Below are 26,991 nucleotides of genomic sequence, written 5' to 3'. Positions count from 1 at the left end.
ACCCGCCCGGCTGATCCGGGTGTGACGGGAGAGACGCATGAGACAAGCGCATAACGAGTGCACAACACCCTAGGCCCGAGACGCCAAAACCGGTGCACGGTCGGCGCCTACCTGCGATTATCAGACCGCTTCACCGAACCTCCACAACATGTCACGGAGGTGAAGCACCCAGCATGGCGTCCGCAGCGCCTTATCCTTGTCCCCGGCAAGGTCACGGAACCACCGAGCCCGCCAGCACACGGCCCGCACGGTCGGATCCGCAGGCACCGGGACCGGGGTCAGCCGCGGCCGCAGCCCGGCCCCCGTAGCTCAGCGGATAGAGCAGGTGCCTTCTAAGCACTTGGCCGCAGGTTCGAGTCCTGCCGGGGGCACCGAACCGAGCATTGCGCGAAATCCCGACCCCGGGTCGGGAAGCCGCGCGGGCTGCGGGAGCCGGAAGACAGGCTTGATGCTCGAGCGAGTCTCCACCCGTACCTCATGGACGAGTGCTTCGAGTAGCGCCTTGATTACCGTGGGTGGCCCAGTGTCGATTGCTTCACGGATCCCGGACCGGAGCGTGGCGAGGTCTTCCTCCGTGGGGGTGGCGGGGTCCACTTGATCGAGGGATTCTTCAAGATCACGTTGTCGCTCGCGGAGCTGTGCCGCCTTCTCGGCCAGGGCTTGGACCCTGGGGCCGCACACGCTCTGTGGGAGATCACCGGCTTCGAAGGCGGTCAGGTATCGGTCGATGCCCGCTTGGGCCGCGGCAATCTCCTTGGTAACCGCGTCCAGCTCCTCCTTGACGAGGTGCCGTCCGTCGGCGCGGCGCTCGGCTGCGGCATGGACGGCCTGGGTGATGAGCTCCACGTCCGCGAAGACGGCGAGCAGCGCTTCGAGGACCGCGCCTTCCAGCTGATCGGCGGGAAGCCGGGCGGCGTTGCAGCGGCTCTTCCCATAGCGGTTGGCCGAGAAGCACGTGTAGTACCGGTATCGGTACTTATTTCCGCTGGCTGAGGTTCCGATGTAGTTCTTCTTGCACACAGTGCACTTCACCCGGCCGGCGAGCAGGTAGTCGCTGCTGTTGGAGGCGCGGCGGGAGTAGTCATCACCGCGGGCGGCCATGATCTGTTGGGCTCGGTCGAACAAGTCGGGGTCGATGAGGGAGGGGTGGGGGTCTTCTCCTTTGTGCCATTGGCCGCGGAAGTAGACCTCGCCGAGGTAGGCGCGGTTGCGGAGGACGACCATGACGCTGGCGCCGCTCCATCGTTTTCCGTTCTTGGTGCGGTAGCCGCGTGCGTTGAGCTCTTTGGCCAGGGCGCGAGTGCCGATGCGGTCGTTCACGTACATGTCGAAGATCACGGGGATGAGTGGTGCTTCCCGCTCGACGGGGACGAGCTTGCCTGTCGCGGGGTCCAGTTCGTATCCGTAGGGTCGGTAGCCGCCGCACCACTCGCCCCGGGCGGCTTTGCGTTCCATGCCGTTGATGACGCGGTCGATGATGGTTTCACGTTCGAACTGGGCGAAGACGCCGAGCATCTGCACCAGCATGCGTCCGACGGGGGTGGAGGTGTCGAACGGTTCGGTGGCTGAGCGGAAGACGGTGTTGGTCTCGTCCAGTTGGTCGAGGATCTCGACAAGCCCGCGTAGCGATCTTGACAGACGGTCGACGCGGTATACGAGGAGGACGTCGAAGTATCCGGCGCGGGCCGCGGTCAACGCTCTTTGAAGCGCAGGACGGTTTGTGGTGGCGCCTGATGCCTCGTCCCGGTAGGGGGCTCCGACCAGTTCCCAGCCGGGTTGGGAGTCGACGTAGGAGCGGAGCTTGATCTCCTGTGCTTCGAGGCTGAAAGGCTGGTGCTCCTCGTCGGTCGAGATGCGGATGTACATTGCGACCCGTAGCGGACGGCTTCCCTCTGACGCTCCCGCAGCGTCTCGGGGAGGGCGGCGGGCCATCACAGCGTGCCCCTGACAAGCGTCCCGGCTGCCGGGGGTGGTGTTGCCATAGGGGGGAGCCAGCGGTGGGTGACCCTGCCTCGCCTCGGGCTGAGTGGCCGCATCATGTGCCCTTCTTCGCGATCGGTGGGAGCGGCGGCGGGACGGTGCCCGCCGCCGCGTCGACGATGGACGCTCACACCTGGCAAAGGTGTCAAGGCAAACCGTCAGCCACCGGGACCGATGTTCGAGTCCTCCCCATCCGATGCGACGCGCTTGTCCCACCACAAGGCCAGTAGCGTGGCCAGCGCGCCGGTCGCCTGCTGTGCGTGTTCTTCGGTCAGCGGTACGGTCTCAATGCCGTTGATGACAAGTGGCCGTTGCCGTGTGCCGCGACTGGCCGGAGATTCTTTGAGCTGAACCTGCTTTCTGGTCACCGCCCCCTCCTGCGCCGGGCGCACATCTGCGTCTTCGGAGCCGCCGGGGATGGCGAGGAGACTCTCGCGTCTTGTCGCAGTCGGGCAAGGCCCATGCAGTGGCAGTCCTCCCGGATGTCCACCAGCACTGCTTTGCGTCCGAGTTGCCGGGCAGCCAGGGCGGTGGTGACGGTGCCGGAGAAGAGATGCGCGTCGCCGAGCAAGGAGGTGATGTCGTCGTCCCGGTACCGCGGTTCGGGAAGTGACAGCGTCATCGTGCCTCCCCCGCGGGCCACCAGCTGTGGTTCCGGCTGCCGCCAGGGCAGTCCGACTCCACCCTCCTTTGCACGGGCCGGTTGAAGATCAGGGCGTCCTCGTGCTGGACGACCGAGAGGGGGATGCCCTGGCGGCGGGCGTCGCGGACGTTCTTCATCTGGAAGAACGACGGGCGCGCGATCAGCCGGCCCTCTCGGATGCCGGCCAGCAGGGCAACGCAGCGTTCGGTAGGGGTGAGTCCTGCGGCCCGGCCGGCGGCGAGGACTGCCGAGGGCAGGTCGATGAGCTCCCCGCGCTCCCTCCAGGGGCGGGTGGTGACGACGACGGTACCGCCGGGGCGCAGCATGGTGCGGCACTGGGTGAGGATCTCGGTGAAGGCGGCCAGGAGGTGGTCGGTGGAGGTGTGGGCGAGGTTGGCGGGGTCGTGGCTGTAGCGGTAGTCGGTCTTGACCACGCCGGGTTCGCCGGTCTCCCGGCTGGAGCGGACCTGTCCGTGGACGCTGGAGCCGTACGGGGGTGAGGTGACTACCAGGTCTACCTCGCCGTGGAGTGTGGTGGGGATCAGGCGGGTAAGCCGACGGGCGTCTCCGCAGTAGACGGCGCCGGTGCCGGTACGGGTGCCTGCTTGGTGGGCGGCGGTGATGCTGTTGCGGCTGGCGAGGTCGGCCCACTGGATTTCGTATTCGACGCCGATCGCGTGGCGGCCGAGGTGGATCGCCTCGACGAGGGTGGTGCCGATGCCGCACATCGGGTCAAGGACCAAGCCGCCAGGGGCGGTGTAGGTGCGGATGGCGTGGGCGGCGATGCCGGGGTGCATCTTGGCGGGGTGGGCGGCGGAGCCGGGCAGGTAGCGGCCCTTGCGCTGGGCGGGGGCGGAGGTGGGGGCGGTGTTCCACACCGAGACGGAAGCGGGCACGGTGAACTCCTCGGTGTCTCAGGCGTGGTGGATCGCGGACAGGACGATCAGGTCGCTGTGGATGAGCCCGGGGTCGGCGTCCGGAGGTGGGGCGGGCACCAGCCGGTCACCGGCGGGGTGGGCGTGGGCGATGACGATGTGCTGCAGGTAGCGGAACCCGGCGGTGCGCGCGCAGGCGACCAGCGAGCCGAGCGGGTCGGTGAGGAATCCGGAGTCCCGGTGCTGACGGGTGGCCAGCAGAAGGAGTCCGTCGGTCGGGAGGAGGCGGTGGGCGCGGTGGAAGAAGCCGGGCCAGCCGTCCTCCATCGCCCCGGGCGTCCCGGCGACGGTCGGCGTCGGGTGGTCGGCGGGGGCGGGGAGGGTGTCGGGGTGGATTTCGGCGAGCAGCACCCGCGCCGGGCCGGTGCTGCCGTCAGCGTCGGGGTCGGGGTAGGTGGTGCACCGGGTGCGGGCGTCCATACCCGGTGCAGTGTCGTGGATATGGATGGTGAGCAGGGGTGCGGGGGTGTGTCCGGGGCGGTGGGTGAACTCGGTGCGGATGTTCTCGATCGCCCAGTCGGGCAGCACGCTGCCCGGGGCGGGCGGGGTCGGAAGCTGGTCGGGGTCGGGCAGCCAGATGGTGGTCGGCAGCGGGCAAGCAGCGCGGGTGGTGGCCCGGCGGCGGAATGAGGTGGTGCGCATCGGCGGTGTGGCGCCCGGGAACGAGGGATCACGGTTCCGTCTTGTGCTGACGGAATTGATAGGGATTCGACCGGCCGAAATTGACATCGCCTCAGCGAGTGTTCGAACCCGAACATGCGGGGTGGGGCTGTGCGGACCGGCGCGGGCCTTACCGGCGCGATCGGCCCGCGCTCACCCCGAGCCGCCGACATCTTCGCCCAGGTCAGCTGGCCCACGGCCCAGTGGCGAGCCACCCGCGAGCCACCGGCGGGCTGCTGCCGGGCCACCTGTGAGCCACCCCGGAAGCACGCGAGACGGCCGCGAAGACGAGGCGGGAAATTTTTTTACGTTCGATTCCGGGTGGAGTAGCGGTGACGGCGGCGCTGGTCGTCGGGGGCGAGCCGGTGACGAGCCATCGCACACCCCGAACCAGTGGAACGGCGGTGGCACCGCAGTGGTCCGCGGGCGGCCCGGCGGTGGCACCGCGGGCTGAAAGGGGTGGCGGCAGACGTTGTCCGCCCCTACAGCTTCACGGAGCCGTGTCATGCACCACGCTCGCCGTCCCGCCCGCCGTTCCGTGCGCACCGACGCTGTTAGCCGTTCCCCGCTGCAGGCGCTGGAGGAGTCCTTCCTCGCCCTCTCGGCTGCGCCCTGTCCGCTCACCCTGCCCGCGCACCTGGTGTACGAGGCCCCGGAACAGTCCACGCTGATCGTTGATCAGGTCCGTACCCGGCTGGCGCACCCCGCCACCGCACCGGGCTTGCGCGAGCAGACCTGGCGTGAAGTGGTCCGACGCGCCCAGCAACTCGGCTGGCCCTGGGACACGGTCGCGGTCGCGATGACCATCCCGGTGCTGCGCCGGATGCTGGCCCATCTGGCACGCCCCTCGCATCTGGAGCGCGCCGAGGTCGAGCAGGAGGCCCTGGCAGCCGTTGCCACCGCCGTGCACACCGTGGATGCGGGTGCCGCGGACGTGGGCCGGGAGCTGTTCTCGGCGGCCAACCGGGCGGTGTACCGCCTGGCGTACGCCGCACGCCGCCAGGCCGCGCAGGAGACCGAGCCACTCGCGCAGGAGGCTGAGCCACGCTCCGTACATCCGGCCTGGCTCGCTGAGTCCGCCGGGCCGGCCGGATACCGGCAGGCGGAACAGTTGATCGACACGGAAGGAGACATCGATGAGTACGCGGTGCTGGCCCGCGCCGTCCAGGCGCGTGCCGTGGACGTTGATGAGGCGCGGCTGATCGCCCGGACCCGTCTGGAGGGCGAACCGATGCAGCGCCTGGCCGCAGAACGAGGGGTGAGTGCGCGTCAGCTCTACCGGCACCGCGCTGCCGCCGAGCAGCACCTGACCGCCTACCTGAAGACCCAGATGCGCCAGCGGTGATGTAGGCCATCAGGGGGCATGTGCTGCCCGGGATGTCAATTCCCGCACGCTGAGTCCCTATTACCAGTAGGCGGCCGTCGCCGGATGCGCGCCAGGCACCCGGCGGCAGCCGCCCCGGCAACACTGCCGGAAGCAGCCAGCTTCCGGCAGTCTCGCCAGCCGAGGTGGGGTGAGCACGGGCTCGTCTCGTGCTGACACCCGAGCACCCCCTTTTCATCCCGCCGCTCTGTCGAAGGAGGACGGCCCCGGGACCAGGGATTGCCCTGCTCACCCCGCCTGACGGCCGCAGGAATGCGGCTCGTACCGCGCCGCTCCCGGCTTGCTCATCCTGCCCCTCTTTCTTCACTACTGCCGTGCTGTGCCACTTGTTGGAGGTGCGTTGGCCGTGTTCGCAAAACCTCGCCGCCCCAGTCGGCCACGGGCCTGCCTGGCGGGCCGCTGGACGGCCCGGCTCACCCTCACCACCGCCGTCATCGTCTGTGTCGCCGTGGCGCAGGCGCCGGATGTGTGGGCTGTCGCGGACATCCCGACCGTGATCGCGAATCTGCGGAACTGGATCGTCGGCCTCCTCGCCGCACTCGCCACACTGTTCTTGACCTTCGGCGGCCTGCGCTACCTGATGGCCGGCGGTGACCCGGGAGAAGTCGAAGCGGCGAAGCGGGCGTTGAAGGCGGCAGCCATCGGCTACGCCCTGGCTGTCCTCGCCCCGGTGATCGTGACGGTGCTACAGGGCATCGTTGGTGCAGGCGGCACGGGCGGGGGCGGGCAGTGAGGTGCGCCAGGCGCCTTGCCCGCGCCGCGCCCGTACTGTTCCTGGCCGCTCTCGTCCTCCTCCCGCTCTCACTGTCGGTGCAGTCCGCGTCCGCGCACCCAGCGGGAACGGCCCCACGGGCCACGGCACAGCCGCCGAGGCCCTCGCCCATGGATCCCCATCCGGAACCGGAGCCGGGTCCTGCGCCCGGGCCGAGCCCCGTGCCCGGCCGCCCAGCCCCAGCGCCGGATCAACCCTCATCCGCCGAGCCGACCCCGGGACCTACCCCTCCCGCCTGCCAGGTGACGCCCACCGACTGTACGTCGGGCGGCGGCTTCGGGGATCTGTTCGACATCCCCGGGATGATCGTGAACGCGGTGACCGCGTTCCTGGGAATGATCGTCGAGCAGGTCATGAAGCCGCTGCGGGAACTGCTGGCCTCAAATCTGCTGGCCACCCCGGACGTCACTGCGCAGGCCGACATCAGACAGATGTGGACTGGCTCACTGTCCATCGCCGCAGGTATTTATGTGCTGTTCGTGACCGCGGGCGGGATCACGGTTATGGGTTACGAGACCGTGCAATCCCGCTATGCGTTCAAGCAGATCGCCCCTCGCCTGCTGGTCGGTGTGATCGCCGCGGCAACGTCGCTGACCGTCATGGGCAAAGCGATCGCGCTGGCCAACGCCCTGTCCCGGGCGGTGATGGGCACCGATCTGTCGGATGCCGGGCAGGGCCTGGTCGAACGCGTCATCCCGTTCGCGCTGTTCGGCGTGGCGGGGGTGAAGGTCTACCTGCTCCTGCTCGCCATGGTGATGATCGTTCTGGTCGTGGCGGTGCTCGTCGGCTACATGGTGCGCGTCGCGGTCATCGCCGTGCTCGCCGTGGCGGCTCCGCTGGCGCTGTCCTGCCATGCCCACCCGGCCACCGACGGGGTGGCCCGGCTGTGGTGGCGCGGCCTGGCCGCCACGCTGGCGATCCAGGTCGCGCAGTCGATGACATTCATCGTCGCGCTCAAGCTGTTCTTCGCCCCCGGCGCGATGCTGCTGGGATTCCCCCGGCCGAGCCAACTGGGCACCATACTCGCCGGGCTTGCCCTGTTCTGGGTGCTGTTCAAGATCCCCGGCTGGTGTGCCCGCATCGTCTTCCGCTCCACCCCCGTCAGCCCGCGCATGCCCGGCCCCTTCCGGATGGTCCAAAGCGTGGCCATGTGGCGGCTGCTCAACCACTACGGCCGCGGATTCGGCTCCCCGCGCCGCGGCGGGGGCCGCAGCACTGGGGGCCGCAGCACCGGGGGCGGCAGTGGTGGGAGTGGTGGGCAGCCTGGCGGCCCACGCGGCGGGGGTGGCCGGCCGCCTCGGCCTGGCCCTGGGGGAATCGCCGGTTCCGCGGTCCGCCGCGGCCGGACCCTGACTGCTGGGATGCGGGCCCGCGGCGCGAGGTTCGGTACTGCGCCGAACACCCCCGGCCCTGGCCCCGGTGGCGGGACCCCCCAGACCACAGGCACCGCTTCCCCTCGCACCAGTGGAGGTCCACGTTCCGTGATGCATCCCGTCCAGGCCCGCCGCGCGCAACAGTTGAAACTCCCGATCCCGGCGAAGCGGAACCCGGCGCGGCCCCCGCGCCCAGTGCAGACCTGGCTGCCGATCCGCGCCGAACGCGGACCCGCCCCGCCACGGGCGGCGCGGCCCCTGCCCGCCACACCGCCCCCGGCGGGTCGGAACCCGGTTCCACGGGCCCGTCAACTCGCCTTGCCGGTTCCCGCGACCCGCGTGCGGATGCGCCCGCCGCGACCCATGCAGCTACGGCTGCCCCTCGAACCGCCACGGAGGTAACCGACCCATGAATCCGGCCGACGTCTCGTCAGGCGATCGCAATCCCACGCGTATTCCCGCTGACATCTCCCGTCCCGACCGTCTCCTGGGCCCTTTCACCGCCCGGCAGACCGCCATCCTCGCCATCGCCGCGCTCGTGCTGTACGGCGGGTACTGGGCCACACGGCCGTTCATGGCGCCCCTCGCCTACGTGGTCATGGTGGTTCCGGTGGCCGGGGCGGTGGCCGCGCTCACTCTCGGCCAGCGCGAAGGCATCGGCCTGGACCGCTTCCTGGCCGCTGCCCTGGCCCACGCACGCACCCCGAAGCGCCGGGTGCATGCCCCCGACGGCATCCCACCACTGCCCGACCTCGTTCCCGGCCGCTGGGTCCAGGCTGCAGGGCCTGTGCCAGTCGCGATGGAGATGCCGGTCGACGGCATCACCCGAGGCGGGGTGCTCGACCTGCGAGGCGAGGGAACCGCGGCGGTGGCGACGTGCTCCACGGTCAACTTCGAGTTGCGCTCGGGAGCCGAACAGCAGCAGCTGACCACCGCCTTCGCGCGCTGGCTCAACTCGTTGACCGGACCCACCCAGCTACTGGTCCGCTGCCACCGCATCGACCTCGCCCCGCTCGCCGACACCTTGCAGGAGGAAGCCGCCGGGCTTGTGCACCCGGCACTGGAGACGGCAGCCCGCGCCCACGCCGACTTCCTGCACGGCCTGGCCGCCGCCGGCAACCTCCTCGGCCGACAGATCGTCTTGGTCGCCCGTGAGCACGCCGCGCCCCACGGCCCGCGAGACGGCAACGGCGGAGGGCGGGTGCTGCAGCGTCTCGATGAGGCGACCCGCGCGCTGGCCGCCGCCGAGGTCACCGTCACCCCCTTGAACGCCGAGCAGAGCGCCGGTCTGGTCAGTGCGGCCCGCAACCCCGACACCCCCACACCACCCCACGACGATCTTCTTCTGGACGGTGAGCTCACATGACCCGACTCCGCTTCAACCGCCGTACCCCGAGTCACGGGCGGGTCGTCGACGGCGCCCGGTTGCTTCAGGTGGCCGGGCCGGAGGCTCTTGAGGTGCATGCCCGGACCGTGGCCGTCGGCGGGCACCTGGCCACAACCCTGGTGGTCACCGGCTACCCGGCCGAGGTCACCCCCGGCTGGCTCGCCCCGTTGTTGAACTTCCCCGGCCACCTCGACATCGCGCTGCATATCGAACCCGTCCCCAACCCGGTGGCCGCCGCTGGTTTGAAGAAGCAGCGTGCCCGGCTGGAGTCCGGGCGGCGTCACGGTTTCGACAGGGGGCACCTGGACGATCCGGAGGTGGAGGCCGCCGCCGCGGACGCCGCCGATCTGGCCTACCGCATCGCCCGCGGTGAGGGAAAACTCTTCCACTTCTCCCTTTATCTAACGGTGCACGCACCGGACGAGGAGACCCTGGCCGAGCAGGCCGCCGCCGTGCGTGCGGTCGCCGAGTCGCTGCTGATGACGGTCGCACCGACCACGTACAGGGCCCTGCCGGGCTGGCTGGCCACCCTCCCCCTCGGCATCGACACACTGAAGGTACGGCGTACTTTCGACACCGCGGCGCTGGCGGCCTGCTTCCCCTTCACCAGCCCCGACCTGCCTATCACCACCAGCACCGACGGCGCAGCTTCCGGGGTGTTGTACGGGCTGAATACCGCCTCCGGCGCCCCCGTGATGTGGGACCGCTTCTCCCAGGACAACTACAACTCCATCACCCTGGCCCGCTCCGGCGCCGGAAAGTCCTACCTGACCAAACTCGAACTGCTGCGGCTGCTGTTCACTGGAGCCACCGCCTCGGTTATCGACCCGGAGGACGAATACGTCCGCCTCGCCGAAACGGTTGGTGGCACCGTCATCGCACTCGGCGCCGACGGGGTACGCCTCAACCCGTTCGACCTCCCCACAGCGGCAGGGGGTGACGGCGGGGAGGATGTCCTCACGCGGCGGGTGCTGTTTTTGCACACCTTCCTGGCTGTCCTGCTCGGCGCTGAGCTGACCGCCGCAGAGAAGGCCCTGCTGGACACGGCACTCCTCGCTACCTATACACGCGTCGGGATCACGGCTGATCCGCGGACCTGGCGGCGCACCCCGCCCACCCTCACGGACCTGGCTGCTGTTCTGGCCGAGAACGGCAGCCAGGCGGCTGCCGCTCTCGGCGACCGGCTTGCTCCGTATACCACCGGCTCGCATGCGCAGCTGTTCAACGGCCACACCACCACCCCAGCCACCGGGCATCTGGTCGTCTTCGCGCTGCGGCAGCTGACGGAAGAGGTCAAGGCCCCTGCAATGCTGCTCGCCCTGGACGCAATCTGGCGGCAGGTCACCTGCCGTGCCGAGCACGGCCGTCATCTGGTAGTGGTGGACGAGGCGTGGCTGCTGATGCGCGACGGCGCGGGGGCGAAGTTCCTGTTCCGCATGGCGAAGGCCGCCCGCAAGTACTGGACCGGGCTCGCGGTGGTCACCCAGGACGCCGACGACGTCCTCACCAGTGACCTGGGCCGGGCGATCGTCTCCAACGCGGCCACCCAGATCCTTCTCCGCCAGGCCCCGCAGGCCATCGACACCATCAGTGAGAACTTCCACCTCTGCCAGGGCGAACGGGAATACCTGCTCGCCGCAGGCCGCGGCGAGGCCCTGCTGCTGACCGGGGACCGCCGCCACAAAGCCGCGCTCATCAGCGTCGCCGCGCCCGGCGAACACGAGGTCATCACCACAGACCCCGGCGAACTCGCCGCCCAGGACACCTTCCCCGGCACCGATGACCGGTACGACGACGGGCCGCTGGGCAGCAGCGCGGGGGCGGGGTGGGAGTCGTGATGCCGTACGTGCCGCTCACCGTCGTGCGGCCGGACGGGCCGCTGGTGCGCTTCCTGACTGACCCGGGTGGCTTTTGGACGGCCACCCTTCGCGCGGGTCTCGGCTGGCTCGGCGCGTGTGCGCCCCTCCTCGCCCCATGTGCTTTCGTTGCCGTGGTCGGCGGTTTGCTGCTGCGGCACCGGCTGGGCCTGTGGCGTCACGGCCAGTTCGCCGATGGCGCGCGGTGTGTGGAGATCCTCGCCCCGCCCAGGGTCGCTGCCCGGGGTGGTGAGGTCCTGTGGGCTTCGTTGGCGGGGTTGCTGCGTCCGTGGTGGCGCCGGATGACCGCCGGCCAGCCGCACCTCGCCTTCGAGTACGCCTGGTCGCCTGCGGGGTTGTGCATCCGGTTGTGGGTGCCGGGCCGGGTTCCGCTGGGGTTGGTGCGCCGGGCGGTGGAGGCTGCCTGGCCTGGCGCCCATACCCGCGTCACCGACGCGCCGCCCCTGGTCCCCGGCGGGCATGTGGTGGCGGCCGGGCGGCTGCGTCCAGCCCGCCCCACGGTGCTGCCGCTGCGTACCGACCACGACAGCGACCCGCTGCGCGCGCTGCTGCAGGCTGCAACCGGCATGGGCGAGGGCGAGTCCGCGTGTGTGCAGATCCTGGCCCGGCCCGCCACCGGCAGCGCGTTGCGCCGAGCCCGCCGCCAGGCCCGTCGGCTGAAAGCCGGACAGTCTGCTTCCCGCCTGCCGGCTCTGGCCGCGTTCCTCTTCCACCGCCCGCAGCCCGTCGCCACCGGCAGGCTGGACCCGGAACACTCCGCTGCGGTACGGCAGGTGGCAGCCAAACTCGCTGGCCCCCAGTGGAGTTGCGTCCTCACCTACGCCGCCACCTGCAGCCGGGAAGATGAGCGGGCAGGGGATGCGGCCCGTGGGCGGGCCCACGGGATCGCCTCCGCGTTCGGCCTGTACTCCGACCGCAACTACCTCGCCCGCACCAGGCTGCGCCACCCCGAGCCGCAACTGGGCGCCCGGCACTTCCCCGCCCGCCCATGCGCGATGCTGCTGTCGGTTCCGGAACTCGCCGCGCTCGCCCACCTTCCCGCAGATGCGGACGCCCCGGGCCTGCAGCGGGCCGGGGCCCGCTCCGTCCTGCCACCACCGGCCGTCCCCGAACCCGCACCCGGTTCCGGGGTCAAGCCGTTGGGACGCTGTGACACCGGCGCCCGCCGCGGTGTCGGCCTGGCGGTGGCCGATGCCCGACACCACCTGCACGTCATGGGCGCGACGGGCTCCGGCAAGTCCACCCTGATCGCCAACCTCGCCCTCGACGATGTCCGCAACCACCGCGGCGTCATCGTCATCGACCCCAAAGGTGATCTGGTCAACGACCTGCTGGACCGGCTGCCGGACAGCTGCGCCGACCGCCTGGTCCTGATCGACCCCGACGACCGGCATTCACCCCCCTGCCTGAATGTCCTCGACGGCACCGACAACGACGTCGTCGTGGACAACATCACCGGAATCTTCCGCCGGATCTTCACTGCGTTTTGGGGACCGCGCACCGACGACCTGATGCGCGCCGCCTGCCTGACCCTGCTCAAACACCGCGACCGCACCGGCCAACTGGTCACCCTCGCAGACGTGCCCCGCCTGCTGGGAGAGAGCGCCTACCGGCTGCGCATCGTCCCCGCCCTCAAAGACCCTGTGCTACGCGGCTTCTGGTCCTGGTACGAGCAACTGTCCGACCCCTCCCGCGCCGCCGCGGTCGGCCCGGTCATGAACAAACTGCGCGCCTTCCTGCTACGCGACTTCGCCCGCCGCGCGATCGCCGCCGGCCCTTCCACCTTCGACCTCACCCGCATCCTCGACGGCGGCATCCTGCTGGCCCGCCTTCCCAAAGGCGCGCTCGGTGAGGAGACCGCACGGCTGCTGGGATCGTTCATCGTCGCCGGCGCCTGGCAGGCCGCAGCCGCCCGCGCCCGAACCCCCGAACACGCCCGCATCGACGCCACGCTCAGCATCGACGAGGCCCACAACTTCCTCGCCCTCCCGTATCCGTTGGAGGACATGCTCGCCGAAGCCCGCGGCTACCGCCTGTCGATGCTGCTGGCCCACCAGCACCTCGCGCAGCTCCCGCGTGACCTGCGTGAAGGGATCTCCGCCAACGCCCGCAACAAGGTCTTCTTCAACACCTCTCCCGAAGACGCGGGCGCTCTGGAGCAGCACACGCTGCCCACCCTGGGGGCGCATGACCTCGCCCACCTCGGCCCCTACCAGGCTGCCGCTCACCTTCTCGCAGATGGCGCCGAAGCCGCAGCGTTCACGCTCACTACCCGCCCCTTGCCGCCCCCGGTGCCCGGCCGCGCGAGGGGTCTGCGCACCGCCGCCGCCCGCAGCGGCCCGCGACCGGCCACCCGTCCCTGAACACCCCCGCTCGCCAGTTCAACTCCCACGCACCGGTTGGAGGCCCACTCGTGCCCGCACTGCCACGCCCTGCCTACGGCCCCGGCTCCCGCTACACCGCCCGCGCCGCCACCACCCGCCCCCGCCCCATCCAGCACCACGACATCGCCGGCCTCGCCCGCCTTCTCACCACCCGTGACATGTGGCTGGTACGCATGCTGCACGAACACCGGGTACTCACCACGCATCAGATCGCGCGCCTCGCCTACACCTCCCTGCGCTCCGCCCAGCGCCGCCTGCGCACTGTGCACCACCACGCCGTCGTGGACTCCTTCCGCCCTCTCACCCAAACCGGCTCCGCCCCCGAGCATTACACCCTCGGCCCCCTCGGCGCCGCCCTGCTCGCCGCCCACGCCGGACTCGACAGGGCAGCCCTGGGGTGGCGCCCCACCACAACCGGCCGCATCGCCTACTCCCCTTCCCTCGGCCACGACCTCGGCGTCAACGAACTGCTCACTCTGCTCGCAGCCCGTGCCCTCACCAGCCCCGGCACCGCACTTGTGCTGTGGGTGTCGGAACGTTCCTGCGCACGCCGCTGGGGCGACATCATCCGTCCCGACGCCTACGCCCACTGGTGCGACGGCAAGCAGGTGCTGCCGTTCTTCCTCGAATACGACACCGGCAGCTACTCCCTCGCCCGCGTCGAGGCCAAACTCGCCGGCTACGCCGCCTTCACCACCACCGGCGCCCGCCCCGCTGTGCTCATCCACACCTGTACCGCCTCCCGCGACCACGCCCTGCGCCGCCGCCTCACAGGCCCCGCCCGCGAACTAGGCCTGAACATCGCCACATCCTCGGCGGACTTCACCACCACCGAGCCATGGGGCCCGTGCTGGAGCGCACTTCCCCCCGACGACACCCGGCGCACCACACTCACCGACCTCGCCGCCCGCTGGCCTGGCCTCACCCCGGCCACGGGACTGGAGCCGACCGACGCCGACACCGCCCTGACCCTTCCCGTCCCCCCGCTACCACCCGCATCCCAGGACAGGCCATGAGTTCACTGCTGCTCAAGACCACCGGCGGCATCGGATGCGCGGTCCTCGCCCTGCCGCTGCTGGCCGCACTGGCCATCGCCGCGCTGCTGGGCGGCGGTGTGTCGGCAGCTCCGAGCCAGCAGGCACTGACCGACATCCCGCCGTCCATGCTCGCGCTCTACCAGCAGGCCGCCGCCCAGTGTCCGGGCCTGCCCTGGACGATCCTTGCCGCCATCGGCAAGGTCGAGACCGACCACGCGCGCAACCCCGATCAGCTCTCCTCGGCAGGCGCCGTCGGACCGATGCAATTCCTGCCGTCCACCTTCCGCGCCTACGCCTACCCCGTGCCCCCCGGCGGGAAGATGCCGCCCACCCCCTGGGATCCGGTCGACGCCGTCTACGCCGCCACCCGCTTGCTGTGCGCCAACGGCGCCGACTGGAACCTACGTGGAGCGGTCTACGCCTTCAACCATGATGCCGATTACACATACCAGGTGCTGCATATTGCCGCCACCTACGCGGCCGGGGGCCAACCTGCAGGCCCAGGAGGCGCGTTGCGTGTGCGCACCTGGCGGGCAGCCATCGCCATCGCCTTCGCCCGTGCCCAGATCGGACGCCCCTACCAGTGGGGCGGAGACGGACCCGCCCGTCGGAACACCGGGTTCGACTGTTCCGGCTTGACCCAAGCCGCCTACGCCGCAGCCGGCATCCCGCTGCCTCGCGTCGCCCAGGACCAGTACAACACCAGCCCCCGCGTGCCAGACGGAGAACCGCTGCTTCCCGGAGACCTCGTCTTCTACGGCACGCCTTCCCACGTGCACCACGTAGGAATCTACGAGGGGAACGGATTGATGATCGATGCTCCACGCCCGCACCACGTCATCCGCGAAGAGCCATTCCGCTTCGCCGGGGACGACTATCTCGGCGCGGTACGGCCCTCGGATGCCCGGCCATGACCAGCAGCCCGCCAAGTGCCAGGGAAGCGGCAGCGTTGCTGGCGGCGCTGACCCGCGCGCTGGCCGGTGTCGCCACCTTGGCGGCCGTCTTCACCGCGGTGAACGTCACCGGCTTCGCCACCGCCCACCACATCCCCTGGCCGGTAGCCATGCTGCTGGACCCGATGGTCGCCCTCGCACTATCCGCGGTGCTCCTCGCCGACGCCCGGCTCGCCTCCTGGGGCGTACCACCGCCCGGCTGGTCTGCGGCCTTGCGCTGGTTCACCGGGGTCACCGCGACCGTGATGAACGCCTGGACTTCGATCTGGCCCGACGACCGTATCGGCTGGCCCCGCCATGCCGACCCGGCAGGGGTGCTCCTCCACACGGTGCCGCCGGTGCTCCTGATTCTCCTCACCGAGACCGTCGCCGCCTACCGCAACCGCATCACCACCCTCCTGAAGGACACCGCTGACGAACCCTTGCGTCCCGGACAACACCACCCGCTCCCCGGCCCAGTCCTCGGGAGCACCCGCGCCGGGAGCACCCTCCCGCCGGGAGCGTCACCGGGCCCGCGGCCGCCATCCGTTGCGGCCTACGGCGGCCCACACCTGCCCGACACCGGCCCCGCGACAGCCCCGGCAGCACCACATGACCAGCCACCCCCCGGTCACCATGCTGGCGGCCAGGTATTCGCCCACGCCCTCCGGCTCGATACCGAACACCGCTCCCGCACCGGCTACCCGATGAGCATCCGTCAACTCAAACGCACACTGCGCATCGGCCACGCCCGCGCCAAAGCACTGCGCACTCAACTCGATGCAAATCCCTCCAGGACCGCTCCCACACCCCATCCCCGGAGTGCTCCCGCCCCCGGGGAGCACTCCCGGGACTGCTCCTGGGGGCACTCCCAAATGCCTTGTGACCAGGGGCGATGAACCGCTTGACTGGATGGCGCGTTCCACGGCTTGATGGGTGACAACGCCGAATCGGGAACACACGACGATGCGCACGCACCCGACGGCACCCAGCGGCACCACGCCGCACCCCGGCCGGGGACCCCACCCTAACCGCGATCTTCGTGGAGGTCCCAGCATGTCCACCCTCACCCACCAACCCGAAACCCCGTCTCCCACCACGCCAGATCCCACCGCGCTCACCGGCGCCCAGGCCCGGCTGTGGGCCGCACTCACCCGGATGCCCGGAGCGACCGCCGCCGAACTCGCCACCACCGCCCAGATCGGCCGCTCCACCGCCGGAAAGACCCTCACCGCCCTCGAAACCAGCGGCATGACACACCGTCACCCCGGCGGGTTCGACGGCAAGCGGCGTCTGCCGGACCGCTGGTACGCCACCACCGCCCCCAGCCCCGACGTCTCCCGATCCCCCGACAGCCAACCGGCCACCACACCGCACTGCGAGCCACAGACGGAAGCACCCTCCGCCACCGCCCAGACCGCCGCCGACGTCACCCAACAGCCCCCGACCGCGCCAGAACCGGAGCCGAGCCCCGACCGTCCCACCATCACCAGCGTCGACGGCACACCCGAATCCAGCGGCCAGCGCAAGACACCCCCCGAGCCCCGGTCGGACACCACTACCCCACACACCAGCCACGACGGCAGCCGTGACGATCACGGCACGCAGGCGCCCACCGCGCCCCTGCCCACCACCACAGAGCAGCCCGACGGCACACCCACACCGGCCCCGTCCCCCGAAGTACGGGCGGGTGACGACGAGTCGTCCAGTGGCAGCCGCAGGCCAGCGATGGCCGATGAAACAGTCGCCGCGGCACTCGCGGAGCTGGTCTCCGACGGGCAGGCGGAGACGGACACCGCAGGTGACGACAGCCCCCCGTTCCGGGCCACTGCCGTCTACGGCGGCAAGCAGCGTCGGGCGCCGGGTGAACTGCGCAGCCGCGTACTGACGTTCCTGCGGGACCGGCCCGGCGAGGAATGGGGGCCGACCGGGCTGTCGCGGCAGTTGGGGGCGTCCTCAGGCGCGATCAGCAATGCCCTGGACCGGCTGGTAGCACTCGGGCTGGCACGGCGGACCGGGGAGAAGCCCCGGCGGTTCACCGCAGCCACAGCGGACGAGCACGACCCGCAATCACAAGCCCGGTAGATGGATCGAAGCAGGCCGTCGACGCCGCATCAGCGAGCGTCGACGGCCCCGTCCCCTCCGCCGTTGGAAAAACGTCACCGCCACCGCGACGACGGACGGAAACCCCGTGATCAAGAACGACAACTCCCGCCTCAGCGATCGTCTTCGTCGTTGATGAAGACCGTCGCGGAAGTGGCGGTGCCCCGTGCCTGGTCAGCACTGGCATCACCCTCGTCGCTGATATGCATGGTTACGGAAGCGCCCACGTCCTGGGGGCCGGGCCGGATCCATGGCGCTCGCGAAGAGGTCTCCCAAGACTCCGCTCAGACGTACCAGTCCCGGCTGCCCGTCATCGTCCACCTTCACGTAGACGGTGTACAACCACTCGCGGCTTTGCGCTGTGCTCTGTGCCCAGGCCAGAACTTCCTCGATATCGGCGCCTGTTACCTCGTACTCATGCGAAGTGATCGCGGACGTATCCCAGAAGTAGACCCGGTATTGAGCGTGATCCACTTCCCACTTCATATATCGCGGGTCTACGGACCGGACCTGCATAAGATCACCCCCTGCGGCTGGAGCGGCTGCTTATCGATTACTTGATGTAGATGGGTCGTGAATTCCACTCACCCATGCTCCCGCGCACGGGCGCGATGATCTCTCCGGTGACCTCGGCGGTATACCAGCCAGCACGGTACACCTGACGCCCGCCGGGCGTCGGCGTGTAGAACGTCACCGGTTTGCCGCCACTTGTGACCTGCTGCGACTCACCGGACGCCGCTACGACGACTTTCCTCCCGTTGGGAGGCCCTTCAAGCAATTCCCCGTCTATGTGAACCTTTACCGACGGCCAGCCACCTATGCAGGTTCCCGGGTCTTGAACAAGATCCTTCCGTCAGGAGCACCCGACGACCGGTGCGGGTAGTTGATGGACGCGGTGCAAGATTCCTCCCTGGATCCGGCGGTTGCGGCGCTTGCCGAGGGGGCCATAGCGATGACGCAGGCAACGACTCCGAAAAGCGTCATGACTCGGCGATACACGAGATTCTCCTCCTGCAGGGATTGCATAGAACAAGCTCGTAAGGGCTCCTGGGCCCTCGAACCAGACGGCTGGCGCACAATTGCGCTACGGCCGACCGCCTCATACGGGACGAATCACGTTCCGGTCATGGTTCAACGGCCACAGCAACCAGCCAGGCCCGGAAGGCATTGGCCAGCGCCCGGCCACCCTGGGCACGTCCGCCCGCCGGGCGCCTTCCCCCAAGCCGGTGTCCCGCCCCGCCAAGGCGTCACGGCGGCCGACACCCACCCGGGCCCGCACCACGCGTTCGACGTGGTCATCTCCCTCAACGACCGAAACCCTGCATGCGACTTCAACTTGCACGGCGGCACCGACGAGCCTCGCTCATGGACATCGCCACCGAACTGCCCTCCTGCGTCTTCAGCCGCCTCCTCGGCTTCCACCAGAACACCGCAGACAACCGGACACAGGAACATCCGGGGGCCAGCCCCAAATACGCCGCGGACCCGGGTAAACGCTGACAATCCACCGATCCCGGTCCTGGGCCTGGCTAGAGTTCTGATCACCGGGCGGGGAAAACGGTTGAAGCGATGATCACCGAACCGATAGCTTTTCAATCGACCGTGACACCGCCCGAGGAGGTGAGACCCCGTGAACGCTGTATCGACGAGGGTGCTCCCCCTTCCCGTCACGGCTGGCGACTGACGCGTAGTGTCGCCGCCGGGAGCGCCTCGACAACAAGGCACTCCCGAAAGGCAACACCTATGTACTCTCTACAGTTCATCGCCGAGTCGTCGTCGAACGGCATCCTCGAACGCGACTTCACCGTGGGCGGCGTCCCCGGCGTCCTCTGGTCGCCGGCCTCCAACCCGGCCGATCGCGCGCCCCTGATACTGATGGCCCACGGCGGCGGCAACCACATGAAGCACCCGGCGATGTCCGGCCGCGCCCGGCGCCTCGTGACCGGCTTCGGCTTCCACGTCGCCGTCATCGATGCTCCCGGTCACGGCGACCGGCCGCGCACGGCGCACGACGAGGCGGAAATCGCCGAGCTGTTCCGGACGAGGGCGGCGGGCGAGCCGGAAGGCCCGATCGTCGTGCGCTACAACGCCCACCTGGCGGAACTCGCGGTGCCCGAGTACCAGGCGACCCTGGATGCCCTCCAGGAACTTCCCGAGATCGGCACCGGCGCGTTGGTCGGCTTCTGGGGCCTCAACATGGGCACCGCGATCGGCGTACCGTTGGTGGCGATCGAACCCAGGATCACGGCCGCAGTCTTCGGCCAGCACTGGCCCGACGTCCTAGCCGAGAAGGCGAAGCAGATCACCATCCCGATCGAGTTCGACCTGCAGTGGGACGACGAGCACATCTCGCGCGAGGAGGGGCTCGCGCTGTTCGACGCCTTCGCCTCGAAGGAGAAGTCGTTGCACGTGAACTCGGGCAAGCACAAAGAGCTGCCCCGGTTCGAGGCCGACAGCGCGGTCCGGTTCTTCGCCCCGGCATTTCGGCCGAGCGGTCACCTCGCCGGCCTGACGTGAGCGGTATCGGCGCCCGGCTTGCCAGTCGGGCGCCGGTGCCGCGACCGCAGGTTCGGCCGTCGACGTGAGCCCGGACTAGGCGCTGATCGACCAAGAGTCGCTAATCGGTGCAAATGGGAAGGGAGTCCCGGGCCGCTTCCATCTGCTCGTGACGGACCCACCCCGCCACGCTGCCCCCGCGCAGTTTGATCTTGTTCCAGCAGCCGGAGGCATTCGTGCCCACGTCCAGACGTGAACACTCATCGCCACGATGGGCCACCGCAACCGTCCTGGAATCCGGGCGCGGTTGGGAGCGGACCGGCGCAGTTCCCGCGGTGATGGTGCACAACGGCACGACCCCATCCTCGGCGGCGCTTGCTGCCGCCTGCGGCACCGCGGCGCTAGCCGGTGCCGCACACGCCACCATCACAGCTGCCCCGGCAACCAGCGCGTTGCGTACCACGATCAGCCCTGCCCTCTCCTTGATCTCCAGTCACTGCCCTGCGCAGCGGCCTCCTCGACACCGCGGTCGTGCCCTGATCAACCGCCACACACCCACAGAGGCATCAAACATACATCTAATGGCGCAAAGTTTGACAAAGAAATGAAGACCGCCGAGAACCAACGGCCTTTGAAGGGGGTTGCGTGTCTCCCGGCTACTGCCCAGGGGAAGTGCCGCCGCTCACGGTTAAGCCATCCCGGCTGCGTTCATCTGCCGGCGACGCCTGGCCCGGGGAGACACTCGCCAGTTCGGCCATCGATCAACGCACGGGCGACGTCGACGCGGCGTACGCGGAGGAGCTGCTGGTTACCTGGCGGGGGGCGCACGGCGAACCCTCCGCTGCGGGGGCCGGCGGCCCAGACGGCGGTCAGGGCCGAGGAGTTCGGCGGGATGGGCGGGGAAGGCGGTGAGCAGCCAGGCGGCGGCCCCACGGGATCCAGGTGCCGCCCGCCTCCCGACGTCACCCGTCTGGCCGCGCAGGCAGCCCCGACCGCAAAGGGTGTTCACGAGTAGGTCCGGCATACGGCCCCCAGCAGTCCGGGCAGGGTACGGGACGCGGTGCCACCGAGCGAACTCGGTCCCGGGGGCCGCGCCGTCACGCGGGCCGCCGGGTGCCAGCCGGGGTGCCGGGGCGCGTGACCGTGCGCCGATGCAGTGCGTGGCCGGATTCCCACGGCGTTGTCCTTACTTTTTAGTACGGCCCGACCCACCACGGGTGCGGTGGGGCGGGCTGCCGGGGGTCAGCGGGTGCGGGGCGGCATCGTGCGGGAGGTGACGGCGCGGAAGGGGCAGGTGCGCGGGTGTGCGGGGTGGGTGGCGTAGACAGGATCGCCGGGCGCGAGCGGCACCTTGCGAGGCGTGGAGCCAGGGCTGAGGAGCTGGGCGAGGTCAGCCAGGACGGCGACTGGGAGAAGGGGGACCTGGGCCTCGCAGCCGGGGCAGGGGCCCATCGCATAGAAGGTGTCGTCCGGGACGGCGGCGTCGTGCAGATAGAACTGCAACCGGGTGTGCGGGTCGGCGGGGTCGGCGGCGGTCAGGATCAGCGGGTGGCGCCCGCCCCTGGTGACCAGCGGATACGGTGCGTTGACGCGCTGGTAGGGCAGACCGAGAAGAGCTGCCAGGCGCAGGCGGGCGCGCAGATGCTGCTCGGCGTGGTCGGGATGGTTCAGGTCGCTGGTGCGGTGGCGGCGGATGAACGCGGCGGTGCACACAGCACGTTCGGTCAAAGGCAGAGCCATGATGACAGGTCTCCTGTTATCTCTTGCGGTTTTGCGATGTCGTCGAGTCGAGACGGGTGTCACGCCGGTGCGGGGCTGGTGGCCGACGCAGCACCACCTGCGCGGGACGCTTACCTGCCCGGTACGTGGCCCGGGGCTTGGGTTCAGACCGAGGGCAATGATCTGGTCGCTGTCCCGGGCGGTTCCCCGGTGGGGCGGGGTGGTGGGGTGGTTCGGTCACGTGGCGCGGGTGACGGTGACGTGGCCGACGTGCGCGCCGGGGATACGGGTGCGGGCGACCGGCTGCGGATTGGTGAGGGCGCGGCACAGGGCGGTGATCAGGGTGTCGGGTGTCAGCGGGGTGGCCAGGGCGAGCCAGAGCACGTTCATGCTGGTCGCTTCCCGGGCGGTGGCGAGCCAGTTGTTGCCGTCGGGGTTGCGGCCGTGGGGGCCGACGAGGACGGCTTGTCCGCAGGGGGAGTACCAGGCGGTCTCGGCCTCGCCGATGTCGCGGAACCATCCGGCGTCCGCCAGCGGCTGCCGGACGGCCTGCGCATCGTTGGGTTGGGCCAGGTAGTGCGGGAGGTGCTCGGGGCCTGTGGGCGGCGGATTGTCGTCGGCGAGCGTGGCGGCGACGTCGGTGATGATCTCCGGCGGCGTGTCCGGGGTGAAGGAGACCGACCACAGCGGGTTCATGTCGTTGGTGCGGCGGGCGCCGAGTTCCCAGGCGATTTCAGGGCCACGGCCAGGCAGTGTCCTGGTGCCGTCCGTAGTGAGGTTGGCAAAGCGCAGCCCGTCCGGCGAGGTCCAAAGTGTGTCGGTGGTGTCGCAGCAGCCGGTGGTGGTCCATCCGGCTCGGTCCAGGGTGTCGATCAGGGTTCCGGTGGCGCGGGTGCTGGGCCCGGCAAGGTAGCGCGGTGCGATCAGGTACGGGCGGGACGGGTCGGTCCGAGGGTGCATGGGGTCAACTCCTGTGGTGAGTGCGAATGGTTGGTGGTGCGGGCAGCCGGGGGTGCCGCACGGGCCGGGTGATGACCGCCTGGCCGAGCAGCGTGTCGGGTTCGGCGGGCGGCGCTGCGGGATGCGGCCTGCTTCCGTGCCGTAATCGGCGTTCGGCTGGTGCCGCCCCGGACGGGGCCGGGGCGGCACCGGGAGTCCGGAGTCAGGTGTGGGTAGTGGCGAGGGCGGCAACCGCTGCCTTGCCGATGGCGGTGGCGGCCTGGGCGGGGTCGGCCAGTTCGAGCAGGGTGGTGCCGGGTAGCGGGGTAGGGTCGGCGTCGAAGGCGAGCCACAGCACCGCGCATCCGGTCGCGCGCAGGGCGGTGACGCGCGCGGCGGCCCGGGCGGCCTCCCTGGGGCTGTAGTAGCCGTCGGAGGCGATCACCAGCAGCCGCCCCGTCCCGGGTTGGGTGAGGCCGACTGCGGCGGTGAGGGCGTCGATGGCTTCGGCGAGGCTGTGGCCCATCCCGTCGGCGTCGAACTGGGTGACGCTGCTGGGTGTGCGGCCGGGTGCGGTGATGGCGGTGACCGACTGGTCGTAGGCGACGGTCGCGCTGCGGGAGTCGGGGTCGGTCAGGCCCGTTGCTTTGGCGACGATCCAGGCGGCCGAGGCCATCGGTACGGCAGCAAGCTCCATGGAGCCGGAGACGTCCACCGCGATGCCCACACGTAGTGGCGGGGTCGGACCGTGCTGGTGCACGGTGCGGGTCCAGGGTGTGGCGGTCGGGGTGGCGCCTGCCGCTTTCTGGGCATCTCGGGCGAGGGCCTGACGCATGTTCAACCGTCCCGGCGGGGCGGCGGCAGAGGTGACGGTGGTGGTGCGTTCCCGGTAGGCGGCTTGGCGTAGTGCGCGGGCGAGTTGGCCTGCGGCTGTCTTCTCGGTCCGGGTGGGGGTGCGTGTGCCGGTGATCGGGGAGCGGGGCGGGCAGCCCCGGGCGGGCGTGCCCGGGGTGTACGGGCGGCGGCTGGGGTTGAAGACCTTCTCGGCCGTCTTCGCCGCCTGCCGTGCGTGGGCGGACTGGGCGGCTTTCGCCTGCTGGCGGGCGGTGCGGGCGGCCTCGACGCGGGCCTGGACGGCGTTGTTCGCGGCCACCTGGGCTGCGACCTTGCCGACCGCCTCGGCCAGCTCGCCGATGCGCCCGCCGGTGGGGTCGGGGACCGGTTCGGGACCTGCGGGGTCGGCGTCGAGCGCTGTGCACCACGCCTTCGCGTGCTCCAGCATCGCCTCCCCGTCCTCATCGGCCGTGGTGTGGGCGGCCTGCCAAATGTTGGCGAGGGTCTCCAGAAGGTCCTGGCCGAGGATGCTGGTGACGGTGGTCTCGATAGGTTCGGTCTCGTCCTCGTCCAGGATTCCGGCATCGCGGCGGGCTAGGAGCAGCCCTGCCGCCACGCCCGCCTGCCACCGATCGGCCGGGCTCTGGTGGTTGAAGTCCTCCATGATCAGGGTGTGGACGGTGGATCGCAGGAAGCGCCGGTCGCCGGGGCGGCGGGTCAGGTGGGCGTGTTCGGCGCGGGATTCCTCCAGCAGTTGGGCTGCCGAGTCCACGGCGGTGCCGCGCATGGAGGGCGGGGTGGTCCAGCGGGAGTGGGCGGCGTGAGCGGCCTCGTGGGTGAAGGCGCCCCACGCGGCCGGGTAGTTCTCCTCATCCCCGGTCCGATTCGGGTCGATGGTGGCCGGATGCAGCGGGGCGAACAGGCTGGCATCGATCTCGAGTTGGAGGGTGGTGGGGTAGAAGGCGGCCGGTGCGCCGGAGCGCGTGCCGTGCTGGCAGGTGACGATGATGTCGTCGCGTCCGGCGAGTTCCGGCAGCCGTTCGCCGAGGGCGGCGGCGATACGCAGCCACTCCCCTGCCTGCGGCCCGAGCGGCTGGTAGGTGGGGCCGCCGTCGTCCTCCCACCGGGCGAGATCGGCTTCGGTGTCGGTCACGGCGGGCGGTGCGGGCATCACGTGCGGGTGCGCAGGCATAGTGGTTCGGTTCCTTTCCGGGGGTGGTGCGTAGGGGGTGACCCGGGCGCCGGGACGAGGGACGCGGGGCCCCGGGCCATTGGTGGGTGGGTCAGAGTTGGGGGCCGAGGGTGAGGGCGGTCACCGGGCGGCCGGTGGCGTTGGTGACCGTCTCGGCGACCGTGTCGCGGTCCTCCAGCGGGGCGATGCCGACCAGGTTGGCGAAGGCCGCGTCGGTGCCGAGGACCTCGGCGATCTTCTGGAACGCGAGCAGCTCCCGCAGTTGCGGGCACCAGCCGATGTCGCCTGCCTGCTGCTGGAGGGAGAGGTTGCGGGCGATCCGCACCGCCGTCCGGTTGATCTTCAACGCAGCGGCGAGGTCGTAATCCGAGCCCACCTGGATCTGTAGGCTGAACCGGGAGGCGAGGGCCTCGGTGAGGACCGCGCCGTGCACGCCCGGGTTGTGACCGGCGATCACATAGAAGCCGTCGGCTGCGGTGATGGTCTCGCCGTTGTGGGCCTTGACCTGGATCTGCCGTCGGCCGTCCATCGCCGGATAAAGGGCGGCGAGTACCTTCGGGGAGATCAGCGTCGCATCGTCCAGGAGGAGGGCCCGGCCTTCCTGCATCGCCGTGACCAGGGGCCCGTAGATGAACTTGTAGCCGCCGTCCTCGTCTTGGGTGTATTCGCCGACCAGGTCCCCGACGGTGGTGTCGCCGTCGCCTGCGACCGTGATCAGGTCCGGAAAGGCCGCCTCGACCAGGGAGGTCTTGCCCGTGCCTGGGGGGCCGTAGAGCAGGACTGCAACGTTCGCCTCCCGCAACTTCCGTAGCGCCTCGACATCGGGCAGGTTCGCCAGCGCCCTGGGGTGGTACTGCTGCCCGTTCGGGCGGGTGACCGGAGCCGGTTTCCCATTCGCGGTCGGGGCAGCCGTCGAACTCGCCGTCGTCGGCGGGACGGAGGCCGCGAGTGTGGGCCTGGGGCGGGCCTGGCCGGGCGGGGTGACCACCGCGCGCTGCGCCGCAGCAGCCGTGGCAGCGGTGGCCCGGTACGTACGCGGCTGACTGCCGACCCGGTCGGCCTCGCCCCGCGCAACGAGGGTCTCGCAGGCATTGCCGACCGCACCGCCCGAATGCCCGAGCCGCTTGGACAGTTCCGTCACCGTGAACGCCCTACTGGCGTGCGCGGCAAGGATCCTAGCGATCCGGGCCCGCAACTCACCCGGGCGCGCTTTCGACGTTCCGGTGGGTGGGGTGGACGGGGCAGGAGCGGGAGGCTGGGCGGGAACCGACTGGGGTCGGGGCTGGGCGGTGGACGGCGGCGTGGTCACGGCATGACTCCGATCGTGTGCATCACGGGGCAAGGCGGCTGGGGGCGGCGGCTACTTCTCGCTCGGCGGTGCGGGCGGCGGCACGGCGGGGCCGGGCCGCCTCCCCGGCGGGTGGGGCATCGTCTCCACCGGCGTGCGAGGCGCGGGGATGCGGGGAATCACAGGGGCGTTGTCGTCTGACGCATCGAACATGGCTGCTCCATCTCAAGAGGGGTTGGCGGTGATGTGCCGCCCGCCGCAGACGGGGCGCACGGGCGGCACCCGACACGTCCTGCTGCTCACGCCCCGTCAGGGCCGGGCAGGAGGTAGGTGGCCCCGTGGAAGCGGATGGCGTACCGGCGCGGATCCTCCGGCGCGGGTACGGCGCGGTAGACACCCGGGATGAACGTCAACCCGCCGCAGGTGACCGGCGCGGCGGTGTAGAGGACAGGGACGCCGTAGCCAAGCCCCTGCTCGCCGGTGAAGGTGACGGTGCGGTGGGAACCGAGCACCAGCTCCACCGCCGTCCGGCGCGCGATCCCGCCCGTGGTCACCTCGGCCAGCACCATCACGTGCGACCAAGCCCGCCCCATCGTCTGGCCGTTCACCACCCCTGCGAGTTCACCGTGAATGATGACCAGCGCGCCGAGCCTCCCCAGCCCTGCGGCGTGCATCTGCGGGGTGACGACTGCTTCGAACTCGACCACCTGCCCCGCATCATCCGGCCGCAATCCGACCGCATTCACCGTCCGCTCTGCATTCACCAAAAGCCTCCTATTTTTGGCCGCACTCCACCCCTCGCGGGAATTCCCCACAAAAGGCTTCGGCGGGATTTCTCCTTCCGGTTCCCCCGGGAACAATTTAAATATAGCTCTGGTCGCAGGCGCGCTGAAGCCAGAATTCGGCTTGATAATGCTGGAATTCTCGTGAATTCACGACGCTTTATCTGGTGAATTCACGCGTCCTCGACGGGAATGGTCGCGGGTCCGGTGTTCCGCGACCGGATCACAGGCGCGGCCCCCGGCGCGGCCCCCGGCGCGGCCCCCGGCGCGGCCC

The 26,991-nt window shown here is 70.2% G+C and carries 22 protein-coding genes, 1 tRNA gene and 1 pseudogene; 14 read left to right on the top strand and 10 right to left on the bottom strand.

Translation table 11 applies throughout. The annotated features are described in order from the left end of the window. Positions 1-298: 298 nt before the first annotated feature. A tRNA-Arg gene (locus NGB36_RS14950) sits at positions 299-371 on the top strand. 223 nt (positions 372-594) lie between these two features. Then, positions 595-993: a hypothetical protein gene (locus NGB36_RS14945; RefSeq protein WP_255920761.1), complete on the top strand. Its 399-nt coding sequence runs from the start codon at positions 595-597 to the stop codon at positions 991-993. Here NGB36_RS14945 and NGB36_RS33795 read toward each other — a convergent pair. The 5 genes and pseudogenes from NGB36_RS33795 to NGB36_RS14920 all read right to left on the bottom strand — a co-directional run. Continuing rightward, a pseudogene (locus NGB36_RS33795) lies at positions 925-1,866 on the bottom strand (recombinase family protein); the annotation flags it as partial. The gene NGB36_RS14945 and the pseudogene NGB36_RS33795 overlap by 69 nt on opposite strands. 272 nt (positions 1,867-2,138) lie before the next feature. Beyond that, the gene (locus NGB36_RS14935; RefSeq protein WP_255920759.1) at positions 2,139-2,348 is read right to left on the bottom strand and encodes a hypothetical protein; all 210 of its coding nucleotides are present in this window, start codon (positions 2,346-2,348) and stop codon (positions 2,139-2,141) included. Beyond that, positions 2,345-2,602 (bottom strand): hypothetical protein, encoded by a 258-nt coding sequence (locus NGB36_RS14930; RefSeq protein ID WP_255920758.1) that lies wholly within the window; start codon positions 2,600-2,602, stop codon positions 2,345-2,347. The genes NGB36_RS14935 and NGB36_RS14930 overlap by 4 nt, the downstream gene beginning before the upstream one ends. Next, positions 2,599-3,519 (bottom strand): TRM11 family SAM-dependent methyltransferase, encoded by a 921-nt coding sequence (locus NGB36_RS14925; RefSeq protein WP_255920757.1) that lies wholly within the window; start codon positions 3,517-3,519, stop codon positions 2,599-2,601. Before NGB36_RS14925 ends, NGB36_RS14930 begins: the two co-directional genes overlap by 4 nt. A gap of 18 nt (positions 3,520-3,537) precedes the next feature. Then, the gene (locus NGB36_RS14920; RefSeq protein ID WP_255920756.1) at positions 3,538-4,200 is read right to left on the bottom strand and encodes a hypothetical protein; all 663 of its coding nucleotides are present in this window, start codon (positions 4,198-4,200) and stop codon (positions 3,538-3,540) included. A 523-nt stretch (positions 4,201-4,723) separates the two neighbouring features. Between NGB36_RS14920 and NGB36_RS14915 the strand changes: the two genes are divergently transcribed. From NGB36_RS14915 to NGB36_RS14860, 12 genes are all read left to right on the top strand, one after another. Continuing rightward, the gene (locus NGB36_RS14915) at positions 4,724-5,563 is read left to right on the top strand and encodes a hypothetical protein (protein WP_255920755.1); all 840 of its coding nucleotides are present in this window, start codon (positions 4,724-4,726) and stop codon (positions 5,561-5,563) included. A gap of 385 nt (positions 5,564-5,948) precedes the next feature. Continuing rightward, positions 5,949-6,335, top strand: a complete 387-nt coding sequence (locus NGB36_RS14910; RefSeq protein ID WP_255920754.1) for a pilin — start codon at positions 5,949-5,951, stop codon at positions 6,333-6,335. 281 nt (positions 6,336-6,616) lie between these two features. Continuing rightward, on the top strand, positions 6,617-8,149 hold the full coding sequence (locus NGB36_RS14905) for a TrbL/VirB6 family protein (protein ID WP_255920905.1): 1,533 nt from the start codon (positions 6,617-6,619) through the stop codon (positions 8,147-8,149). 7 nt (positions 8,150-8,156) lie between these two features. Further along, positions 8,157-9,113, top strand: coding sequence for a PrgI family protein (locus NGB36_RS14900; protein ID WP_255920753.1), 957 nt, complete (start codon positions 8,157-8,159; stop codon positions 9,111-9,113). Continuing rightward, entirely contained in the window at positions 9,110-10,972 is a 1,863-nt protein-coding gene (locus NGB36_RS14895) for a VirB4 family type IV secretion system protein (protein WP_255920752.1), read from the top strand. Before NGB36_RS14900 ends, NGB36_RS14895 begins: the two co-directional genes overlap by 4 nt. Then, positions 10,972-13,374 carry a type IV secretory system conjugative DNA transfer family protein gene (locus tag NGB36_RS14890; protein ID WP_255920751.1) on the top strand — a complete coding sequence of 801 codons (2,403 nt, stop codon included), beginning with the start codon at positions 10,972-10,974 and terminating at the stop codon, positions 13,372-13,374. Before NGB36_RS14895 ends, NGB36_RS14890 begins: the two co-directional genes overlap by 1 nt. A 50-nt stretch (positions 13,375-13,424) precedes the next feature. Beyond that, entirely contained in the window at positions 13,425-14,411 is a 987-nt protein-coding gene (locus NGB36_RS14885; protein WP_255920750.1) for a replication-relaxation family protein, read from the top strand. Then, a complete protein-coding gene (locus NGB36_RS14880) occupies positions 14,408-15,346 on the top strand; it encodes a C40 family peptidase (protein ID WP_255920749.1) in 939 nt (312 codons plus the stop codon). The genes NGB36_RS14885 and NGB36_RS14880 overlap by 4 nt, the downstream gene beginning before the upstream one ends. Next, positions 15,343-16,263, top strand: a complete 921-nt coding sequence (locus NGB36_RS14875) for a hypothetical protein (protein WP_255920748.1) — start codon at positions 15,343-15,345, stop codon at positions 16,261-16,263. Before NGB36_RS14880 ends, NGB36_RS14875 begins: the two co-directional genes overlap by 4 nt. Positions 16,264-16,420: 157 nt before the next feature. Then, positions 16,421-17,449 (top strand): hypothetical protein, encoded by a 1,029-nt coding sequence (locus NGB36_RS14870; protein WP_255920747.1) that lies wholly within the window; start codon positions 16,421-16,423, stop codon positions 17,447-17,449. A gap of 1,383 nt (positions 17,450-18,832) precedes the next feature. After that, on the top strand, positions 18,833-18,967 hold the full coding sequence (locus tag NGB36_RS14865; RefSeq protein WP_255920746.1) for a hypothetical protein: 135 nt from the start codon (positions 18,833-18,835) through the stop codon (positions 18,965-18,967). Between the two features lie 243 nt (positions 18,968-19,210). After that, positions 19,211-19,984, top strand: coding sequence for an alpha/beta fold hydrolase (locus NGB36_RS14860; RefSeq protein ID WP_255920745.1), 774 nt, complete (start codon positions 19,211-19,213; stop codon positions 19,982-19,984). A gap of 1,221 nt (positions 19,985-21,205) precedes the next feature. On the opposite strand, the gene NGB36_RS14855 is transcribed toward NGB36_RS14860, so the two are convergent. From NGB36_RS14855 to NGB36_RS14835, 5 genes are all read right to left on the bottom strand, one after another. After that, positions 21,206-21,703 (bottom strand): hypothetical protein, encoded by a 498-nt coding sequence (locus tag NGB36_RS14855; protein ID WP_255920744.1) that lies wholly within the window; start codon positions 21,701-21,703, stop codon positions 21,206-21,208. Between the two features lie 216 nt (positions 21,704-21,919). Next, positions 21,920-22,642: an SPDY domain-containing protein gene (locus tag NGB36_RS14850; RefSeq protein WP_255920743.1), complete on the bottom strand. Its 723-nt coding sequence runs from the start codon at positions 22,640-22,642 to the stop codon at positions 21,920-21,922. A gap of 202 nt (positions 22,643-22,844) precedes the next feature. Then, the gene (locus tag NGB36_RS14845; RefSeq protein WP_255920742.1) at positions 22,845-24,647 is read right to left on the bottom strand and encodes a vWA domain-containing protein; all 1,803 of its coding nucleotides are present in this window, start codon (positions 24,645-24,647) and stop codon (positions 22,845-22,847) included. A gap of 91 nt (positions 24,648-24,738) precedes the next feature. Next, positions 24,739-25,830, bottom strand: a complete 1,092-nt coding sequence (locus tag NGB36_RS14840; protein WP_255920904.1) for an AAA family ATPase — start codon at positions 25,828-25,830, stop codon at positions 24,739-24,741. A 404-nt stretch (positions 25,831-26,234) separates the two neighbouring features. Continuing rightward, the gene (locus tag NGB36_RS14835) at positions 26,235-26,699 is read right to left on the bottom strand and encodes a hypothetical protein (protein WP_255920741.1); all 465 of its coding nucleotides are present in this window, start codon (positions 26,697-26,699) and stop codon (positions 26,235-26,237) included. Positions 26,700-26,991 lie beyond the last annotated feature (292 nt).

It is taken from the genome of Streptomyces humicola (assembly GCF_024436035.1).
Taxonomy (GTDB): domain Bacteria; phylum Actinomycetota; class Actinomycetes; order Streptomycetales; family Streptomycetaceae; genus Streptantibioticus_B; species Streptantibioticus_B humicola.
The sequence above is the reverse complement of the archived record's forward strand: the minus strand, read 5'-3'. Positions and strand labels throughout refer to the sequence as shown.

Bases quoted from the DNA above. Each gene is read 5' to 3' on its own strand.
- NGB36_RS14930 (WP_255920758.1), bottom strand. From the start codon at position 2,602: ATGACGCTGTCACTTCCCGAACCGCGGTACCGGGACGACGACATCACC.
- NGB36_RS14920 (WP_255920756.1), bottom strand. From the start codon at position 4,200: ATGCGCACCACCTCATTCCGCCGCCGGGCCACCACCCGCGCTGCTTGC.
- NGB36_RS14915 (WP_255920755.1), top strand. From the start codon at position 4,724: ATGCACCACGCTCGCCGTCCCGCCCGCCGTTCCGTGCGCACCGACGCT.
- NGB36_RS14900 (WP_255920753.1), top strand. From the start codon at position 8,157: ATGAATCCGGCCGACGTCTCGTCAGGCGATCGCAATCCCACGCGTATT.
- NGB36_RS14895 (WP_255920752.1), top strand. From the start codon at position 9,110: ATGACCCGACTCCGCTTCAACCGCCGTACCCCGAGTCACGGGCGGGTC.
- NGB36_RS14890 (WP_255920751.1), top strand. From the start codon at position 10,972: ATGCCGTACGTGCCGCTCACCGTCGTGCGGCCGGACGGGCCGCTGGTG.
- NGB36_RS14880 (WP_255920749.1), top strand. From the start codon at position 14,408: ATGAGTTCACTGCTGCTCAAGACCACCGGCGGCATCGGATGCGCGGTC.
- NGB36_RS14875 (WP_255920748.1), top strand. From the start codon at position 15,343: ATGACCAGCAGCCCGCCAAGTGCCAGGGAAGCGGCAGCGTTGCTGGCG.
- NGB36_RS14870 (WP_255920747.1), top strand. From the start codon at position 16,421: ATGTCCACCCTCACCCACCAACCCGAAACCCCGTCTCCCACCACGCCA.
- NGB36_RS14865 (WP_255920746.1), top strand. From the start codon at position 18,833: ATGGACATCGCCACCGAACTGCCCTCCTGCGTCTTCAGCCGCCTCCTC.
- NGB36_RS14860 (WP_255920745.1), top strand. From the start codon at position 19,211: ATGTACTCTCTACAGTTCATCGCCGAGTCGTCGTCGAACGGCATCCTC.
- NGB36_RS14855 (WP_255920744.1), bottom strand. From the start codon at position 21,703: ATGGCTCTGCCTTTGACCGAACGTGCTGTGTGCACCGCCGCGTTCATC.
- NGB36_RS14850 (WP_255920743.1), bottom strand. From the start codon at position 22,642: ATGCACCCTCGGACCGACCCGTCCCGCCCGTACCTGATCGCACCGCGC.
- NGB36_RS14845 (WP_255920742.1), bottom strand. From the start codon at position 24,647: ATGCCTGCGCACCCGCACGTGATGCCCGCACCGCCCGCCGTGACCGAC.